Source organism: Mycobacterium kansasii ATCC 12478 (assembly GCF_000157895.3).
Lineage (GTDB): Bacteria > Actinomycetota > Actinomycetes > Mycobacteriales > Mycobacteriaceae > Mycobacterium > Mycobacterium kansasii.
Genome location: NC_022663.1, coordinates 163473 through 179486, shown reverse-complemented (window position 1 = coordinate 179486; position 16014 = coordinate 163473). Strand labels below are relative to the sequence as shown.

Annotated in this window: 18 protein-coding genes; 11 read left to right on the top strand and 7 right to left on the bottom strand. The window is 64.3% G+C overall.

From position 1 onward, the window contains the following. Positions 1 to 23 precede the first annotated feature (23 nt). The 3 genes from MKAN_RS00775 to MKAN_RS00765 all read right to left on the bottom strand — a co-directional run bounded on the left by MKAN_RS00775 (position 24) and on the right by MKAN_RS00765 (position 1034). On the bottom strand, positions 24 to 242 hold the full coding sequence (locus tag MKAN_RS00775) for an Rv1893 family protein (RefSeq protein ID WP_023364230.1): 219 nt from the start codon (positions 240 to 242) through the stop codon (positions 24 to 26). A gap of 72 nt (positions 243 to 314) precedes the next feature. Then, complete coding sequence (locus tag MKAN_RS00770; protein ID WP_023364227.1) at positions 315 to 608, bottom strand: hypothetical protein; 294 nt, start codon at positions 606 to 608, stop codon at positions 315 to 317. An 18-nt stretch (positions 609 to 626) separates the two neighbouring features. Further along, a complete protein-coding gene (locus tag MKAN_RS00765) occupies positions 627 to 1034 on the bottom strand; it encodes a hypothetical protein (protein ID WP_023364225.1) in 408 nt (135 codons plus the stop codon). Positions 1035 to 1464: 430 nt separating this feature from the next. On the opposite strand from MKAN_RS00765, the gene MKAN_RS00760 reads away from it, so the two are divergent. Genes MKAN_RS00760 through MKAN_RS00750 form a run of 3 tightly spaced genes read left to right on the top strand, consistent with a single transcriptional unit; the run spans position 1465 to position 4381 of the window. Next, positions 1465 to 2763 (top strand): cytochrome P450, encoded by a 1299-nt coding sequence (locus tag MKAN_RS00760; RefSeq protein ID WP_023364223.1) that lies wholly within the window; start codon positions 1465 to 1467, stop codon positions 2761 to 2763. A gap of 23 nt (positions 2764 to 2786) precedes the next feature. Then, positions 2787 to 3800, top strand: a complete 1014-nt coding sequence (locus MKAN_RS00755; RefSeq protein ID WP_023364221.1) for an alcohol dehydrogenase catalytic domain-containing protein — start codon at positions 2787 to 2789, stop codon at positions 3798 to 3800. A gap of 29 nt (positions 3801 to 3829) precedes the next feature. Continuing rightward, on the top strand, positions 3830 to 4381 hold the full coding sequence (locus MKAN_RS00750) for a YceI family protein (RefSeq protein ID WP_023364219.1): 552 nt from the start codon (positions 3830 to 3832) through the stop codon (positions 4379 to 4381). 95 nt (positions 4382 to 4476) lie between these two features. Here the strand turns inward: MKAN_RS00750 and MKAN_RS00745 are convergent, their stop codons facing one another. After that, the gene (locus tag MKAN_RS00745; protein WP_036394084.1) at positions 4477 to 5607 is read right to left on the bottom strand and encodes a DUF7159 family protein; all 1131 of its coding nucleotides are present in this window, start codon (positions 5605 to 5607) and stop codon (positions 4477 to 4479) included. A 682-nt stretch (positions 5608 to 6289) separates the two neighbouring features. Here MKAN_RS00745 and ag85B point away from each other — a divergent pair. Continuing rightward, complete coding sequence (gene ag85B, locus MKAN_RS00740) at positions 6290 to 7267, top strand: diacylglycerol acyltransferase/mycolyltransferase Ag85B (protein ID WP_023364215.1); 978 nt, start codon at positions 6290 to 6292, stop codon at positions 7265 to 7267. Positions 7268 to 7370: 103 nt separating this feature from the next. Here the strand turns inward: ag85B and MKAN_RS00735 are convergent, their stop codons facing one another. Both MKAN_RS00735 and MKAN_RS30155 read right to left on the bottom strand, forming a co-directional pair. Further along, positions 7371 to 7853: a hypothetical protein gene (locus tag MKAN_RS00735; protein WP_225722822.1), complete on the bottom strand. Its 483-nt coding sequence runs from the start codon at positions 7851 to 7853 to the stop codon at positions 7371 to 7373. A gap of 110 nt (positions 7854 to 7963) precedes the next feature. Beyond that, positions 7964 to 8113 carry a hypothetical protein gene (locus MKAN_RS30155; protein ID WP_023364209.1) on the bottom strand — a complete coding sequence of 50 codons (150 nt, stop codon included), beginning with the start codon at positions 8111 to 8113 and terminating at the stop codon, positions 7964 to 7966. Positions 8114 to 8582: 469 nt separating this feature from the next. Here MKAN_RS30155 and MKAN_RS00730 point away from each other — a divergent pair, with 469 nt between their 5' ends. The 7 genes from MKAN_RS00730 to MKAN_RS00700 all read left to right on the top strand — a co-directional run bounded on the left by MKAN_RS00730 (position 8583) and on the right by MKAN_RS00700 (position 15284). Continuing rightward, positions 8583 to 8999, top strand: a complete 417-nt coding sequence (locus MKAN_RS00730; RefSeq protein ID WP_036394192.1) for a transglycosylase family protein — start codon at positions 8583 to 8585, stop codon at positions 8997 to 8999. A gap of 50 nt (positions 9000 to 9049) precedes the next feature. Then, positions 9050 to 9508 (top strand): SRPBCC family protein, encoded by a 459-nt coding sequence (locus MKAN_RS00725; protein ID WP_023364204.1) that lies wholly within the window; start codon positions 9050 to 9052, stop codon positions 9506 to 9508. A gap of 21 nt (positions 9509 to 9529) precedes the next feature. Further along, positions 9530 to 10360, top strand: a complete 831-nt coding sequence (locus MKAN_RS00720) for an SDR family oxidoreductase (RefSeq protein WP_023364202.1) — start codon at positions 9530 to 9532, stop codon at positions 10358 to 10360. Between the two features lie 53 nt (positions 10361 to 10413). After that, a complete protein-coding gene (locus MKAN_RS00715) occupies positions 10414 to 10836 on the top strand; it encodes a lipoprotein LpqH (RefSeq protein ID WP_023364200.1) in 423 nt (140 codons plus the stop codon). 78 nt (positions 10837 to 10914) lie between these two features. After that, positions 10915 to 12231, top strand: a complete 1317-nt coding sequence (locus MKAN_RS00710) for a cytochrome P450 (protein WP_023364199.1) — start codon at positions 10915 to 10917, stop codon at positions 12229 to 12231. Positions 12232 to 13363: 1132 nt separating this feature from the next. After that, positions 13364 to 14446 (top strand): cytochrome P450, encoded by a 1083-nt coding sequence (locus MKAN_RS00705; protein WP_225722979.1) that lies wholly within the window; start codon positions 13364 to 13366, stop codon positions 14444 to 14446. Positions 14447 to 14825: 379 nt separating this feature from the next. After that, positions 14826 to 15284, top strand: coding sequence for a nuclear transport factor 2 family protein (locus tag MKAN_RS00700; protein WP_023364193.1), 459 nt, complete (start codon positions 14826 to 14828; stop codon positions 15282 to 15284). Positions 15285 to 15302: 18 nt separating this feature from the next. Here MKAN_RS00700 and MKAN_RS00695 read toward each other — a convergent pair whose 3' ends face one another. Beyond that, positions 15303 to 16004, bottom strand: coding sequence for a hypothetical protein (locus MKAN_RS00695; protein WP_036394087.1), 702 nt, complete (start codon positions 16002 to 16004; stop codon positions 15303 to 15305). Between the last annotated feature and the right edge of the window lie 10 nt (positions 16005 to 16014).

The window sequence follows — 16014 nt, the reverse complement described above, 5'->3', positions numbered from 1 at the left end:
TCCCTGAGACGCCCAAGCGCCGGCTAATCCAGGTCGTCGTCCTTGCCGGTGAATACCTCTTTAACCCGGTCGACGGCGTGCGTGGCGATGTCGATCGAGCTCTGCACGATGCCGCTGGCGCCCCCGGCGATGTCGCCGCGGATGATGTCGCCGGCGTTTTCGACGATGTCCGACGCCTTCTCGACGGCGTTGGTCGCGATGTCCTTGGCTGCATCGACTGCATCTTTGGGATTGATGGCCATCGGAGGCTCCTCATTTCGTTGACGGGATGCTTGCTACGACTGTAGACCCCACAAAGGGCATCAGTTCCCGGGTCAGTAGTCGACCAACGTGCGCCAGTAGTGCTCCGGAATTTCGCTGCCGGAGCGCAATACGCGTGCCAGCCCGACGGCCATCGCGATGCCGAGCAGTCCCAGCCATAACCCGGCCAGCGCGATGATCCACCATAGGACGGCGGTGACCGCCGGCCACGGCGACACCAGCGCCAGCACCGGCGCAAAGAAGAAGCCGGTCCCGACGTACCACGCCGAGCCCGCCCGATCCGACGCCAGGACAAACCGCAACCAGCGCGGGATCGGTGACTCAGCTGGCTTGCGGTCGGTCGTCATCGCACTTAGGTCAACCGATCATCCTTCGGGCGGGAAGAACCCGGCCCCGGTGAACCACCCGGCTTGCCATCCCTGCGCTCCCAGACACAACATCGGCAGGCCGTCCGGTGTCTGCGCCGCCGCCTGCGGACCCGGGCAGGGGGCACCCGCCTGCTGCACTCCGTACAGCGGGTAGGAGATCACCCAGTAACCGGTGGTGGCTGCCGGGAACTGGTTCGGTGGCGGGAAATGACAGGCTTCGGCCTGGCCGCTGGTGCCGCGGCCGAAGATGAAGCGCTCGTAGTTGTCACACGGTGCTCCCAACGAGGCGTCATAGTTCATCCCGGGCACATCACCCTCGTAACGCCCGTTGTCGGCGCCGGCGACCGGCGCCGTGCCGATCGCGGCCCCGGCGATCGCAGCGGTGGTCAGCAGTTCCCGAATCATGTCGACCCCTTCATGCCCTGCATGCACCGGCTAGTTTCACCACAGCATAACGACTGTGGCGTAGCCCACAACAGCCGCCGCGACCCGCGCCGATCTTGCCGATGCAGGGGCAGGTGACCAGGGCATTCCCCACTGGCTGCTGATCGCCGGGCGATCCACCACGCCGGCGCCGATGGTCGGCCGTCGTTGGTCGCCCATGCCAAACCGCTCCCCCGCCCGCCGAACACTTGCGCGACCAGTCTGGACGACAACTCGCCAGGGAACGACGCGGCAGCCCCGTCCGAACGCTTCCACGGCCGCAGGTTAAGGCCGGCTGAACACGTTGCAGTTCGGCGTCCGCCACGTTGCATCAATGCTTCCCATCTCAGGTGGAGCAATGGATTATTGGCAGTAGACGACCACTAGCAGAATTCATATTGAGGAGTGGGCCTTGTCAACAGCCAAGTCAGCAGCCGAGTCAACAGCCAAGCCGGCACCCAACCTGCCTCCCGGGTTCGACTTCACCGACCCCGACATCTATGCCGAGCGCCTGCCGGTGGCAGAACTGGCCGAGATGCGCCGATGCGCGCCGATCTGGTGGAACGAGCAGCCGATCGGTTGCGGCGGCTTCGATGACGGCGGCTATTGGGTGGTGACCAAACACAAAGACGTCAAGGAGATCTCGCGCCGCAGTGACGTCTTCTCCAGCCTGCAAAAGACTGCGCTGCCACGCTACAAAGACGGCACGGTCGCCGAGCAGATCGACCGAGGCAAGTTCGTCCTGCTCAACATGGACGACCCACAGCACACCCGGCTGCGCAAGATCATCTCCCGCGGCTTCACGCCGGGGGCCGTCGAGCGGCTGCGCGACGACCTCAACGAGCGCGCCCGGCGCATCGTCGAGGCCGCGGCGGCGCGGGGTTCCGGCGACTTTGTCGAGCAGGTGTCCTGCGAACTGCCGTTGCAGGCCATCGCCGGGTTGCTCGGTGTGCCCCAGGAAGACCGCATGAAGCTCTTCCACTGGTCGAACCAGATGGTGGGCGACCAGGATCCCGAGTTCGCCAGCAATGACGCCATCACCGCCTCGGTCGAACTGATCATGTACGCCATGCAAATGGCGGCCGACCGGGCCAAGAACCCGGGGCCGGACATTGTCACCAAGCTGGTCCAGGCCGACATCGACGGCCACAAGCTCTCCGAGGACGAGTTCGGGTTCTTCGTCATTTTGCTGGCCGTTGCCGGCAACGAGACCACCCGCAACTCCATCACCCAGGGCATGATGGCGTTCACCGACTTTCCCGACCAGTGGGAGTTGTACAAGCGGGAGCGTCCCGCCACCACGGCCGACGAGATCGTGCGGTGGGCCACCCCGGTCACCTCGTTCCAGCGCACCGCGTTGCAGGACTACGAGCTCTCGGGAGTGCGGATCCAGAAGGGTCAGCGAGTGGTGATGTTCTACCGCTCGGCCAATTTCGACGAAGAGGTGTTCGACGACCCGTTCACCTTCAACATTCTGCGTAGTCCCAATCCGCACGTGGGATTCGGCGGCACCGGCGCGCACTACTGCATCGGTGCCAACTTGGCGCGGATGACCATCGACTTGATGTTCAATGCGATCGCCGACGCCATGCCCGACTTGGAGTCGACAGGCAAACCCGAGCGGCTGCGGTCGGGCTGGCTGAACGGAATCAAGCACTGGCAGGTCGACTATCACAGCACCGCGTCGGCGAAATGCCCTGTGGCACATTGACCATGAGCCGGTAGGGTAAGTGCATGTCCACGCACAAGGCTGTCCGGATAGCGTCGGCGGGTGCGGCTTTGGAGCTCGTCGACGTCGACACCGCGCCGCCCGCTCATGACGAGGTACGCATCGCGGTTTCCGCGTGTGGGGTATGCGGCACTGACCGGGCGTTCGTCAACGGCGGCTTTCCGAACACACCCTGGCCATTGACGCCGGGGCATGAGATAGCCGGCAGGATAGTCGAACTCGGCGGGGGCGTCGATGATTTCGAGATCGGCGACCGAGTCGCCGTCGGCTGGTTCGGCGGGCACTGCAACAGGTGCGGCCCCTGCCGCAAGGGCACCTTCATCCACTGCGCGAACATGAAGGTGCCCGGCTGGCAGTACCCCGGTGGCTACGCGGAATCGGTGACAGTGCCTGCCAGCGCACTGGCCCGGATTCCGTCCGAACTCTCTGACGTGGAAGCGGCTCCCATGTGCTGCGCCGGCGTCACCACATATAACGCACTACGCCACACCAAGGCGCTGGCCGGTGACCGGGTGGCGATTCTCGGTATCGGCGGTCTGGGTCATCTCGGTGTGCAGTTCTCCCGGGCGATGGGCTTCGAGACCATCGCCATCGCCAGAGGGACCGCCAAAGCCGAGGATGCGCGCCGGCTGGGCGCCCACCACTACGTCGACTCCACCAGCGGTGACGTCGCCGAAGAGCTGCGCAGGCTCGGCGGTGTTGCGGTCGTGCTGGCCACTGCGGGGAACTCAGCCGCCATGGCCGCGACGGTGCCCGGCTTACTTCCTCGCGGTGAACTGGTTGTGGTCGGTGTGACGACCGATCCGCTCCCGATCAGTCCGAGACAGCTGATCAACCCGGGCCTCAGCATTTCCGGACACCCCTCCGGTACCGCGAAGGACGTGGAGGACACCATGCATTTCGCGGTGCTGTGCGGCGTGCGGGCCTGGGTCGAGCAGACACCTTTTTCGCATGCGGCGGATGGTTACGCGGCGATGGAGCAGGGACGGACGCGCTATCGCACGGTCCTCACCATGTGAACGCCGCGGCGAACGAATAGAGTCGTGCCGTGAGCGACACGGTGTGGACGCTGGATCCGTCCGGCGGTGAGTTGATCGTTCGTACCGGTGTCGCGGGTCGAGCCGCCCGAATGGGCCATCGGCTCACCATCGCTATGACTCGCTGGCAGGCCACGGTGAACTGGGTGGCTGATGAACCCGCCACCGCAGAGCTTGCCGTGGAAGTGGATTCGCTGGAGGTGCTGCGCGGCGAGGGTGGTGTCAAGAGCCTGTCCGGGCCGGAGAAGGCCCTGGTCCGGTCGAATGCGCTGAAGTCGCTCAACGCCGGTCGCTTTCCGGATATCCGCTTCACCGCATCAGAGATTGACAAGACCGAGGACGGTTACCGCCTCACCGGACAGCTGCAGATCCGGGGCAAGTCGCGTCAACACATGATCGACCTGCGCACCGAGGATCTTGGTGACTCCTGGGCGATGTCTGCCGAGTCGACGGTTCGCCAGTCCGATTACGGGGTCAAGCCCTATTCGCTGTTGATGGGCTCGCTGCAGGTCGCCGACGAGGTGACCGTGTCTTTTACCGCGGTTCGGCCCAAGGACGGTTGACCATTGGACCGATGCGGGGTAGGCCCTGCAGCCAGCGTGCCGCCGTTGGGCCCGCACTGGCGACAAGCCATCCGATCGTCGATCCGGCAGTTCGACTACTCCGGCGGCTCCATACCGGTGTCGCCGTAGGTGCCGGGAATGTGCTTGAGCACCCGGGTCAGCAGCGGCGATCCATCGTTCGGACTCGGTTGCGACGCAACGTCGTTCGGCTGTTCGGAGATGGCGTCGGTGAGCTCTTCACCAGAGGTGAGCTGGATGGGCTCCCGCTGTGTCGCGGGCCCCGGAAGAGGAGCGGGCAGCTGGGCACTCGCGGGCACCGGAGCTGCAGTCGCAACTGCCTCGGCGATTTCCGGTGTCGATGTGGGTATGGAGCGCTGTGCTGTTTCGGAGTGCCTGTCCGGAGTCAATTGCAGGCCAACCGCCAGCGACACCGAAGCCACGAAGGTAACCGCAGCTGCCGCCAAAGTGGTTGCAGCCCCGGCGTATTGGCGTGACCGCTTGGGCACGGCGGTGGTTTCACCGGTGTCTGCCACCAGTCGCTCGTCGGTGAACTCGGTGGTTCGGGCCGCCGCCTGCGCCGTGCCTCGCGCGATTGTCACCTGCGCCATGGTCTGCGCGAAAACCGGTACCGGAAGGGCGGTTTCGAGTTGCCAGGAAAAGTCGCTGATGTCAAGGTCGGAACCCACCACCACCACTGCGGCCGGACGCCACGCACTGCGGTCGAACATTCCGGTCAGCCACGAGGTCAGCCCGTCATAACCACCACGGACATATTTGACTGCGGTTTGGGTCTTTCCGTCGCGGGTGTCAACCATGACGACGGTTGCCCATTCGCGCTCGAGGATGCACACCGCGGTCTGTTCGTATCCGATTACCGGTGCGACCGCCTCGGCCAGCGTCTCGACGGCATCGAGCAACCGAACCGGTACAACGTTGTCGAATCCGGCGTCGGTCAAGGCCTCGACCAGTAGCGCGGCTTGGGCGGAAGCTTCGTCGTTCCAGGTCACGCCGACGACACGTAAACGGTGGCCGGCCGCGGCCGCCAATTCCCCCGCACGAATGACTTCGGCCGCCGCCTGTTCCGCGGCATGGACGACGCCCACGCCTCGGCCACCGCGCAGCCGCATTTCGTTGTGATGCAGGATGGTGCCCTCTGCGCCGTGCCCTTCAGCCAGGACCCAACCCACGGCGGTCGGTGTCACTGATAGCCCAAGTACCGTCTCCAAAATTTCGCACCTCAATCGTTCCCGAATCGTTCCCGGTTCTTCAGGCGCCTCGAGCCAACGCCGTCGCACCCGCATACACCGAGGGGCCTGGTGTGCTGGTGCGTGAGCGCCGGAACGGACCGGATAGCCCGGAAGATCCCGGAACAGCCCGGAATATCCCGGAGGATCGTTGTCTCCATCGGCTTGCCTGACAGAGACTACGCGGTCGGTGCAAGTTCAGCTCCTCCGGTGGGCAAACCGCCAGGTGACTCACATGAAACGAACATGGCGACCGGATCGCCGGCCGCCGCCACTGACTCGAGCCGGATGCGCCGGCACCGGGCTTCCCGCTCGTCTGGGCACCAGCCCGGGGTAAACCCGCGAAACGTTGCTCGAGCTACGTCCGGCGTGTCGAGGTTCGGCGTGCCGCATCGGTTAACTATTCTTTGTACCGCTCCCCGCCTGCCGCCTTCTGCCCTGCTCCGGGTGCATAGCACCCGTTTGCGCTCCGGATTATCCGGGCCGCAACGGGGCAACGGGGGAAGCGGTGGAGTCCGTCGCCGACTCGCATAGCACCGTTGCTGTGTTGGCGGGGGTAACCGATATCGAAATGGAATGACTTCGCGTCCCGATCGACATTTGCCCTACTCACACGGTAAGTTCTGCCGGGAGCACGCGAGCACATACGGACAAGGGGCAGGGTATGACAGACGTGAGCGGGAAGATTCGGGCGTGGGGCCGACGCCTTCTGGTCGGCGCGGCCGCTGCTGCGGCCCTTCCTGGCCTGGTCGGACTCGCCGGCGGAGCGGCGACCGCGGGAGCGTTCTCCCGTCCCGGCCTGCCGGTGGAGTACCTCCAGGTGCCGTCGGCTGCGATGGGTCGCAGTATCAAGGTTCAATTCCAAAGTGGCGGGGACAACTCGCCGGCGGTGTACCTGCTCGACGGTCTCCGCGCTCAAGACGACTACAACGGCTGGGACATCAACACCCCGGCCTTCGAGTGGTACTACCAATCGGGCCTGTCGGTCATCATGCCGGTCGGCGGACAGTCCAGTTTCTACAGTGACTGGTACAGCCCGGCCTGCGGCAAGGCCGGCTGCACGACCTACAAGTGGGAGACCTTCCTGACCAGCGAGCTGCCGCAATGGCTGTCCGCGAACCGGAGTGTCAAGCCCACCGGAAGCGCCGCGGTCGGCATCTCGATGGCCGGCTCGTCGGCCCTGATCCTGTCCGTCTACCACCCGCAGCAGTTCATCTACGCGGGTTCGTTGTCGGCCCTGATGGACCCCTCCCAGGGGATGGGGCCGTCTCTGATCGGCTTGGCGATGGGTGACGCCGGTGGTTACAAGGCCTCGGACATGTGGGGACCCTCGAGTGACCCAGCCTGGCAGCGTAACGACCCGTCGCTGCACATTCCGGAGCTGGTCGCCAACAACACCCGCCTGTGGATCTACTGCGGCAACGGCACCCCGTCCGAGTTGGGCGGTGCCAATGTTCCGGCCGAATTCCTGGAGAACTTCGTTCGCAGCAGCAACCTGAAATTCCAGGACGCCTACAACGCCGCGGGCGGCCACAACGCCGTGTTCAATTTGGACGCCAACGGAACGCACAGCTGGGAGTACTGGGGCGCGCAGCTCAACGCCATGAAGGGTGACCTGCAGGCCAGCCTGGGCGCCCGCTGATCGCGCAACGGTTGCCGCTACTGGGCTTGACGGCAAGACGCCGTCAAGCCCAGTAGTGTGTTCGGCACCTTGAACGCTGGTCCGCCATGTTCAACGAGCCGGTCTACCTGCCCGCACCGAACAAGCTGGTGACATCGACCCATGCGGTGCTGTCGCGGCGGTGGTCATTGACGTTGCGGCACTGACCGTACAGACGCAGGACCCCCGCGCCGGTGTGGTCACCGTGACGGTAGATGATCGCCGTGACGCCGTCCTTGGACATGGTCCTGCCGAACACCTGGTCGTTAGGCGGCAGCCCATCGGTCCAGCCGTGCCTGACCAGCGCTGCCGTGACGTCGCGAAAGTACGCGTCGGCACGCGCCCCGGCGGGCAGCGCGAAAGTCAGATAGATCGCCCCTTGATACGGCGGATCGTCCCGGTTCTTGCACGACATCAACAGATACCCGGCGGCGGTCGTCTGAAGTCCGGCCGCCGTGACGATCTGTTGTGCCTTTTCCACAACCTGGGCCTCGGTTGCGGCATCGCTGAGGGGGCGGACGGGGTGGTCGAGAGAGTTGGCGGACGAAGCACGATAGCGATTCGCCACCAGCAGGACAGCTCCACCGAGCAACAAACATGTCACCAGCGCAGCGGCGAGTATTGCCCGAATCCCTCTGGCCCGCAACCAATCTCCGATAGTACCGGCGCGTCGAACCATCAGCCGACCTGGTCACCTCCGAAGATGCCGGCGATCAGGCCGGCGATGCACGCTGGACAACTGACCGGCGAGACGAACCGCGCGACGGTCCAGCTCGGCGTACGGACGGCTGCGGCTTCAGCGGCCACCCCGCCATCGTCGACTGTCATATGCCGCGATGCAAGAACTTCCGGACCCTTCCGCACACGAAACCTGAGTCGACAGCCGCTCTCAGCAACATCCATCCCGGGGGCGGCCAACCGGTAGTCCGGGTCGCGCGCTGTAGGCCCGGCCACCCCATCGGCCGTACCGCGAGCTGTCGGCACCAGGGCCTGCGCCCGAGGTGCCCAAAACTAAGATTTTGTCTCAGATTGAGGTCGCGCAAAGTTTGCTGAACTCTTCGGCATACGTCCGCCGAACCGACTGCGCGCGCGACGAGTCAACGCGGGCTCCCCCGCTTGGACAAGCCGTTGTCAACAGGTGATCCGGGCCACAGCGTGACCCGTCCGCCCGGTCCCCGCCGGTGGTTTGATTCGCTCGGCTGGACGTCGTTTGCGCAAATCACAATGCGGCGGCTAACCAATTTCATAAGTTTTTCTAGGCGGTAACGCTTTAGCCACGGCCGCCGAAATGCCGGACATGACACGCATCGCAAAGCCCCTCATCAAGTCCGCCACGGCCGCAGCTTTCGTCGCAGCATCGATGTCACTATCCACCGGCATCGCCCACGCCGACGTCATGAACTGGGACGCCGTTGCGCAGTGCGAGTCTGGTGGGAACTGGACCGCCAACACCGGCAATGGCGCCTATGGCGGACTCCAGTTCAAGCAAGCCACATGGGACGAATACGGCGGCGTCGGCAACCCCGCGACCGCCTCTAAGCAGCAACAAATCGCCGTGGCCAACCGAGTTCTGGCCGGCCAGGGCCCCGCCGCGTGGCCGAAGTGCGCCAGTGCCGGCGGTCTGCCGCCCGTGCCCGTGGTGTTGCCCAAGCCGGTACGGCAGCTACAGCAGACGGTGACTGAGATCATCTCGCTATTCACACCGCATCAGTGAATATCGGTGTTTCCGTTCCCAGCGTTACAGGGACGTGATTGGATCATGCTATGGAGGGTTCGGCAACGGTTCACATGGCGGCCCCAGCGCAAAAGATCTGGGATTTAATCGCCGATATTCGTAATACCGGACGGTTTTCACCGGAAACGTTCGAGGCCGAGTGGCTCGACGGCGCGACCGGCCCGGCGCTCGGCGCCCGATTCCGCGGACACGTCCGGCGCAACGAGATCGGTCCCGTCTACTGGACGGTGTGCAAGGTGACGGCGTGTGAGCGCCCCCGCGAGTTCGGGTTTGCTGTGATGGCCGGCGGTAGATCGGTGAACAATTGGCACTACCGGCTCGAACCGGCGGGTGATGGCACCGATGTCACCGAGTCGTTCCGGCTCACCCCTTCGGTGTTTACGACCGTGTATTACTGGGCGTTCGGTGGCTGGCTGCGCAAACGCCGCAACATCCGGGACATGACCAAGACGTTGCAACGCATCAAAGATGTCGTCGAAGCCGACTGAGGGCGGGCGTTACCAAATCGTATGAAGTCGATTTTCATCACCGGCGCGGGCAGCGGAATGGGCCGTGCGGGGGCACGGCTCTTCCACGCCAAGGGCTGGCGCGTCGGTGCGGTGGACCGCGACGACACCGGTCTGGCAACCCTGAGCGGCGAGCTCGGCAACGGGTTGTGGACACGAGTGGTCGACGTGACCGACAAGGCCGCGCTCGATTCGGCGCTCGCCGACTTTTGCGCCGGCAATACCGGCGGCGCGCTCGACATGTTGTGGAACAACGCTGGCATCGGCGAAGGCGGATGGTTCGAAGACGTGCCGTATGACGTCGCGATGCGGGTCGTCGAGGTCAACTTCAAGGCGGTGCTGACCGGGGCTTACGGCGCGCTGCCCTACCTGAAGAAGGCCCCGGGCAGTCTGATGTTCTCGACGTCCTCGTCTTCGGCCACGTATGGCATGCCGCGACTTGCCGTCTATTCGGCCACCAAGCATGCGGTCAAAGGGTTGACCGAGGCGCTCAGCGTGGAGTGGCAGCGGCACGGTGTGCGGGTGGCCGACGTGTTACCCGGTCTGATCGACACCGCGATTCTCACCTCGACGCGCCAGCATTCCGAGGAGGGCGCGCCCACGCTTTCGGCGCAGCAGATCCGCGCCGCCGCGCCCAGGAAGGGCATGTTTCGGCTGATGCCCGCGACCAGCGTCGCCGAGGCGGCCTGGCAGGCCTACCAGCATCCCACCAGATTGCATTGGTATGTGCCCCAAAGCATCCGGTGGATCGACCGGCTCAAGGGAGTTAGTCCGGAGTTGGTCAGGCGCCTCATCATCAAAGCCCTGCCCAGGCTGCAGCCGGGGCAGCAGTAGAGTTTCGTGCACAAGGCCCACAAGGCCCACAAGGCCCACAAGGGAGGTGGCTGGTGCGAATCCCATTGGTCAGGGTGGCAGGAATTGCAGTGGTCGTGGTCGCCGGTCTTTCTGGGTGCGCCGAGGCGCAGACGATACCCCGCAAGGCCGCACATCTGACAATCGACGGATACACACGCACCACGCGTCCGGCCGCATGCAGCCAGGAGCAGTCCTACCGGACCATCGACATCCGTGACCGCGACGGACACGTCCAGGCCGTGGTATTGGTCAGCGGTGAACGGGTGATCCCGCAATGGGTCAAGATCCGCAACGTCGACGGGTTCAACGGCAGCTTCTGGGAAGGCGGGGTGGGCCAGGCCCATGCCGACCTGTCCCGCGGCACCTACACCATCACCGGCAGCGCTTACGGCATCGGCAACAGCAATCCCAACAAGGTCGTGACCACGGACTTCAAGATCGTCGCCGACTGCTGAAGACGTCACGCGCGTCCCGACCCGACGGGCTTAGGCTGGGTCGCAAAGCGCCCTGGCCCGCAACGGGATGGAGGAGCGGTGAAAGACCGACTGCACTGGCTGGCGTTGCACGGGGTGATCCGCGGCATGGCCCACGTCGGCGTTCGACGAGGCGAACTACAGGCCCGGCTGATCGCCGATCCGGCCGTCGCCGCCAACCCGGTACCGTTCTACGACGAGCTGCGCCGCCACGGCCGCTTGGTGCGGACCCGAGTCAATTGCCTGACCGTCGACCATCAGCTCGGCCACGACATCTTGCGCTCCGACGACTTCCAGGTCATCTCGCTCGGCGAGAACCTACCGGCACCGCTGCGATGGTTAGAGCGCCGTACCCGCGATAATCAGCTGCACCCGCTGCGGCCGCCGTCGCTGCTGGCGGTCGAGCCGCCCGATCACACCCGCTATCGCAAGACGGTGTCGGCGGTGTTTACCGCACGGGCCGTTGCCGCGCTGCGTGATCGGGTCGAGCAGACCGCCATCAATCTGTTAGATCAGCTCGCCGCACAACCCGGTGTGGTCGACGTCGTCGGCCGGTATTGTTCCCAGCTGCCGATCGCGGTGATCAGCGAAATCTTGGGGGTGCCGGCCCACGACCGCCGACGGGTCCTGGAATTCGGTGAACTGGCAGCGCCCAGCCTGGATATCGGCGTGCCCTACCGGCAGTACCAGCGGGTGCAGCGCGGTGTGAAAGGGTTCAACGCCTGGCTGGTATCGCATCTCGCACAGCTGCGACGAGCCCCCGGCGACGACCTGATGAGCCAGCTGATCCGCACGGCAGAAAGTGGGGACCCGGAAACGCATCTCGACGACGACGAGCTGCATGCGGTCGCCGGGCTGGTGTTGGTCGCCGGCTTTGAAACCACAGTCAACCTGTTGGGCAACGGAATTCGAATGTTGCTGGACATGCCCGAGCATCTGGAGACCCTGCGCCGACGTCCTGACCTGTGGCCGAACACCGTCGAAGAGATCTTGCGGTTGGATTCGCCGGTCCAGCTCACCGCGCGGGTGGCCCGCACCGACGTCGAGCTGGCCGGCGTGCCGATCAACCGCGGCGAGATGGTGGTGATTTGTCTGGCCGGAGCCAACCGCGATCCGTCGGTATTCCCCGATCCGCACCGCTTCGACATCGAACGTGCCAATGCCGGAAGACATCTCGCGTTCTCCACCGGCCGCCACTTCTGCCTCGGCGCCGCGCTTGCCCGCGCCGAGGGCGAAGTCGGGTTGCGCACGTTCTTCGAGCGCTTCCCCGAGGTGCGGGCCGCCGGTGCCGGAAGTAGGCGCGACACGCGAGTGTTACGGGGCTGGTCGACGTTGCCGGTCACCCTGGGGCCGGCTCGCGCGCTGGCCGCCCAGTAGCGATGCGCCTTCGGTGGTCAGAGCCAACCCGTGCGGTATTAGGCGCGGGTTGGTGGTGTGATGTCGAACGGGGGCAATCTCAGTACCGCAGGGCTGGCGGCGCGCCGGGGGCAAGCTTTGTCGCGAACGGGTTTTCCACAGCGTCCGCAGCGATTGGCAGGTGAGCGAGAAGCGAGGTGCACCCGTTAGACGTATCGGCGGCAAATAAGCTAGCTGCGCCAGCACGCACCGGACTTTGACCGTTTTCACAGCTCGCTGAGATTGCTGTCCAAGCCTCCGCCTGTATCTTCGTGCCACGGTGAGGCTTCGGAGCATTGGCGCAACCCGGCGATGGCATTCGACCATCGCAATCGCTGCTGCGGTGAGTCTGTTCGTCGCGCTGATCGCAGGGTCCTCGTTGCGACCCCGGTTTTCTCCGGCTACATTGCCGGAGCCGGCGGCGTGGACCCATAGCCAGGTGCAATCTCATCCCGCGGCCCAACTCATGAGCCATCGAGACCATGGCTTTCTCCAGAGCGCTACGCCGAGGATCAAGAAGCCCTTCCACAGCATGTGGATGACGCGCGATCGGCCGACCAGTTGGACCCCCCTATCGCCTCGGTGCGGCTGGTTGGCGTTGCCGTCATCGTCTGCTGAGTCAGAGCCTCGCCCGGGCATCGTCTCCCGGGTGGCATCCGCAGCCGCTCCGGTCAACCGAGATATGTTGACCCAGCTCTGCGTCGTTCGCTGCTGATAGGTCAATCCCGGCTTATCGCGCCGTCAGACTCGGCCCTGTGAAGCCAACGGGCACAACAATTTACGTTAGCGCTGAGGTTTTCGATGCGCGAAGGCGATCACAGGATCCAGCCTGATCATACCGAATCGCCCGCCGCTGTAGCGGGCCAAGCCGTCCGACCGGACAGCACGACACTCGACGTCGGTCTATTTCCCTACATCAATGTCTTGGAGAACGAGTCATGTTTGCCAGCGCAACTCATCCCGCCCGACCCGTCGCACGCCAGGCGAGACAGCAATGAATTCCGAAGTGCGACCACCGCAAATCGATTCCCGGCGGGTGGACTTGGGATGCAGTCTCGACGAAAACCGGCCGCTTACCTTCCACCTGCCCCGGCTGGAGCATTCCACGCTACCCATGGCCGCCGACCGGGGTGTCGGATGGAAGACGTTGCGGGACGCCGGACCCGTGGTGTTCATGAACGGCGCCTATTACCTGACCCGCCGCGAGGACGTGCTGGCTGCACTGTGCGAGCCAAAGCTGTTCTCTGCGCAATTGGCGCTGCAACCCCCCGGCAGCCCGGTGCCGGTGCTGCCTTCGGCATTCGATCCTCCCGAGCACACCCGCTACCGCAAAATTCTGCAACCGTACTTCAGCCCGCACACCCTGCATAAATCCCGGCCCATGATGGAGCGCCATGCTGCTGAAATGATTGCTGCACTTGCCTGCCGAAACGCGTGTGAGGTAATGGCAGATTTCGCGCGCCTCTACCCGTACCAGGTATTCATGGATCTCTACGGGTTGCCGCTGGAGGACCGAGATAGCGTGATCGGTTGGAAGGACGCCTTTGTCGCCGGCAAGTCCGACGGTCACGGCCTGTTGGCGTATTTCACCGAGGCCATCCGACAGCGCCGGCAGAACCCGAGCTCGGACATGTTGTCGCAAGTGATGACCGGTCCGGGTGATCTCAGTGACCTCGAGCTGCTCGGCATGACTCAACTACTGATCGTGTCCGGTCTGGACACGGTGGCCGCCGCGATCGGTTTCGCGCTGCTCGAATTGGCGCGCAGACCGCAGCTGCGCAGAGAGCTCGCCGAAAACCCAGAGCAGATCAAGGTTTTCGTTGAAGAGATCGTCAGGCTCGAGCCGTCGGCGCCGTTGGCCGCCCGGGTTACCACCGACTTCGTCAATGTGGGTGGCATGACGCTTCCCCCAGGAACACCGGTGCGGTTGTGCACTGCCGCGATCAACCGCGATGGCAGCGACGTGATCTCCACCGATGACCTGGTCATGGATGGAAAGATGCACCGCCATTGGGGATTTGGGGGCGGGCCCCACCGCTGCTTGGGTTCTCACCTGGCACGGATGGAACTGACCATCGTTGTCGGCGAGTGGCTCAAGCAGATCCCTGACTTCGAACTGCCACCGGGCTACACCGCGTACATCAAATTCCCGTCCAAGTCGTTTGCGCTCAAGTCGTTACCCTTGAGCTGGGGCTGACCCGGTCATGTCAGGGCCGACCCGGTTCATCGCCGCCGACAGCTAACCCAAGTGCAACGTAGGCGGTAACGTGTGCTGTCGAGTTTGCCGACAACGAAGCAGCACGGCAGACGATCGAGCATGGTCTCGGCTATCGAGATGTCGCCGAAAAGCGGCCCCGGGCCGGGGTGAGTGATAACCGCACCCGTGCAGGCCCGTCAGCCGACGGGTTCCACACATCAGTCCAAAACGTGTTGACACCCCCGATCTGGCCGAAGCCACCGTATGGGGGCCGGTCAGCCGAAGGGCATAGCCCCGAGCAGCGAAGGCGCTACGCGCGGTACGGTCAGCGGCTCGCGGCGGTTGACACCGGCACCGGTACCGAGTGTCATGGGCCGTTATGACAGACACTTCTCCGATCGAAGTCAGGGATGTGGTGCTCGGGCTGTGGCGGGCCCTCGCGCAGCGCGATTGGGATGCCGTCAAGACGTTTCTCGCCGCGGACTGCCTCTACGTCGACATGCCGGTGCCGGCGCTGGCCGCGCGTGGTCCCGACGACATCGTGACGCGACTGAAGCTCGGACTGGAGCCGCTCGCCGATTACCAAAACCACGACGGGCTGCTGCTGTCCAACGGATCCGACGTGATGTACGAGCATTCCGAGACCTGGACGTTCAGGACCGGCGAACGCGGCCTGCTCAGGTTCGTCAGCGTCCACAGGGTTGTCGACGGGAGGATCGCCGTGTGGAAGGACTATTGGGACTTCAACAGCCTGGTCAGTTTCGCGCCGCCCAACCACTTTGAGAACCTTGCAAATGCGGACACCAGCTGGGTATTCGATGCCACTGCGTTAGTGTGACACCACCCGCTCCACTTTTTAGTGATGGTGATGGTGATGCACGCCGCTGCCGAGGGGCGTGCAAAATTGCCTGCATCCCGTGAGGAACGTCAGAGTCGCTGTCGGTCCGGTTTCAGTCGGGGTGGGTTTCCATTGCCAGTATGTTTCGATGGCGTTGTCGGGAGTTTGTGCGCGGTCGATGACGTCGCAGTGCAATGCCCGGCGCCACGGGTCGCACGTCTCGGAAAACACTTTCGTTTCGGATAGCCCTAAAGGGTTGCGGATTAGCCGCACGCCGAAGCGATCGATTTTGCCGTGGGCATGCAGCCGTTCGGCCAGCCCGGCCAACATCTCCTCGTCGGAGTCGTTGATCGGCGCTGTGTCGCCGAAGTCGGCCGGTCCGGCGAACTCCATGCCAACGAGGCTCATTTCGCAGGCCACCTCGCTCTCGAACCGCACAGCAGTAGCACGCAAACCCGCTGGGGAGAACGCATTTCGCTCAATCGGGGTGGTGTGGGTCTGCGGCGGCCAGTCGATGACACGTTCGACGAATACCTCGCCCGGTTCGGGATCGAAATGCTTGTGTAACAGCCACACACCAAACCGCTGCCAGGCATCAGCCGCGACCAGATAGGCGCCGAGATCGCTCAGACAGTCCCGGTCATCTCCAGTCAAGACACCCACGTCGGTGCCGTCCATATCGGCTAATTCCGTGTAATCCTCGACTCGATGATCGCGCATAGAAAGCATG